Annotated in this window: 1 protein-coding gene; it reads left to right on the forward strand. The window is 72.2% G+C overall.

Annotated elements, in window-relative coordinates; genetic code table 11:
- The first annotated feature begins 342 nt into the window (after positions 1 to 342).
- The gene (locus AB0B83_RS30100; protein WP_357581007.1) at positions 343 to 1,911 is read left to right on the forward strand and encodes an MFS transporter; all 1,569 of its coding nucleotides are present in this window, start codon (positions 343 to 345) and stop codon (positions 1,909 to 1,911) included.
- The last annotated feature ends 53 nt before the right edge of the window (positions 1,912 to 1,964 follow it).

Raw genomic sequence — 1,964 nt, forward strand, 5'->3', positions numbered from 1 at the left:
CCGTGCCCGGCGCAGGGATCAAGCCTGACCGCCCGGAGCCGGGCACGGCGGGCCACACCCCCACCACGACGCACCGCGACGCCCGTAACCACCCAAGGCCCCGCCCACCGAAGGCCCCACCCACCCCGAGCGCCCGAAGCAGCACCCGAAAACCCGAAGCAGCACCCGAAAACCCGAAGCAGCACCCGGAAACCTGAAGCAGCACCCGGAAAGAGGACACGAGTGACCGCCGCCACATAAGATACGAACCGGTTCCGTATCGATAATCACCCGCCTACGCTGACACCGCCGAATTACGAGTCTGGCCCGTATCGAAACGGGGTCCGGGGGGAGAACGCGAAGATGCCACCGCACGAGCACACGGGACACCCGAGGAGGTGGGCGATCCTCGGGGTGCTGGTGGTCAGCCTGCTCGTGGTCGTCCTGGACAACACGATCCTCAACGTCGCGCTGCGGACCCTCGCCGACCCGGTGCACGGCCTCGGCGCGAGTCAGGCCGAGCTGGAGTGGTCGATCAACTCCTACACGCTGGTCTTCGCCGGCCTGCTGTTCACCTTCGGCGTGCTCGGTGACCGCGCCGGGCGTAAGCGCTTCCTGCTGATCGGCCTGGTGCTCTTCGGGCTGGCGTCGCTGCTGTCGGCGTACGCGCAGAGCCCCGCGCAACTGGTCGCCGCCCGCGCGCTGATGGGCGTGGGTGGCGCGGCCATCATGCCGGTCACGCTCTCGATCATCTCGAACGTCTTCGACCCCCGCGAGCGGGGTCGGGCGATCGGCGTCTGGGCCGGCGCGGTCGGCCTGGCCGTGGCCATCGGCCCGATCCTCGGCGGCGCGCTGCTGGAGCACTACTGGTGGGGCTCGGTCTTCCTGATCAACGTGCCGGTGGTGGTGCTCGGCGTGGTGCTGGTGGCGCTGCTCGTGCCGGAGTCGCGGGACCCGGATCCGGGCCGCGTCGACGTCGCCGGCGTGCTGCTGTCGGTGGTGGGGCTCGTCGCGTTGACCTACGGCATCATCGACGGCGGCGAGCACGGCTTCGGCCGCCCGCTGGTCTGGGTCGCGATCCTCGGCGGCCTGGCGGTGCTGGCCTGGTTCGTCGCGTACGAGCGGCGCAGCGACCACCCGTCGCTGGACGTGCGGCTGTTCCGGGTGCCGCGCTTCGCCGCGCCGGTGGCCATCGTCGGGCTGATCTTCTTCGCCGCGATGGGCGTCATGTTCTTCACCTCGTTCTACCTGCAACTGGTGCGCGGCTACAGCCCGCTGGAGACCGGCCTGCTCTTCCTGCCCTTCGCGGCGGCCCAGCTCATCTTCGCCCCGGCCAGCGCGGCGATGGTCCGCCGGTACGGCGGCAGGGCCGTCGCGGCGGTCGGGCTGGCGCTGACCGTGGTCGCGCTCGGCGCGTTCGCGTTCGTCGACGCGACCACCCCGATCTGGGTGGTGCTTGTCGTCTTCTTCCTCCAGGGCACCGGGATGGCCAACATCATGCCGCCGGCCACGGAGTCCATCATGTCCGCGCTGCCCCGGGAGAAGGCCGGCGTCGGCTCGGCGGTCAGCAACACGGTCCGGCAGGTGGCCGGCGCGCTCGGCGTGGCGGTGCTCGGGTCGGTGCTCTCCGCGGTCTACCGTGCCGACGTCGACCCCGCCCTGCGGGACCTGCCCGCCGGGGCGCGCGAGGCGGCCGGCGAGTCCATCTCCGGCGCGTACGCCGCGGCGGGGCAGCTCGGGCCGGCGGCGCCGCAGCTGATCGCGGTCGCCGACGACGCCTTCCTGGCCGCGATGCACTGGGCGGCGGGTCTCGCCGCCGCGATCGCCGCGCTCGGCATCCTCGTGGTGCTGCGCTGGATGCCCGGCCGCTCCGCCGACGTGGCGGGGAGGCCGGCGCCGGTGGGGGAACCCGAGTTGGCCGGGACCGCCTAGCTTCGGGAACAATGTCCGACATGACTTCCACCGCCGACGCTCCTCGGCCGCCC

This window comes from Micromonospora sp. NPDC049060 (genome assembly GCF_040649055.1).
GTDB lineage: Bacteria > Actinomycetota > Actinomycetes > Mycobacteriales > Micromonosporaceae > Micromonospora > Micromonospora reichwaldensis.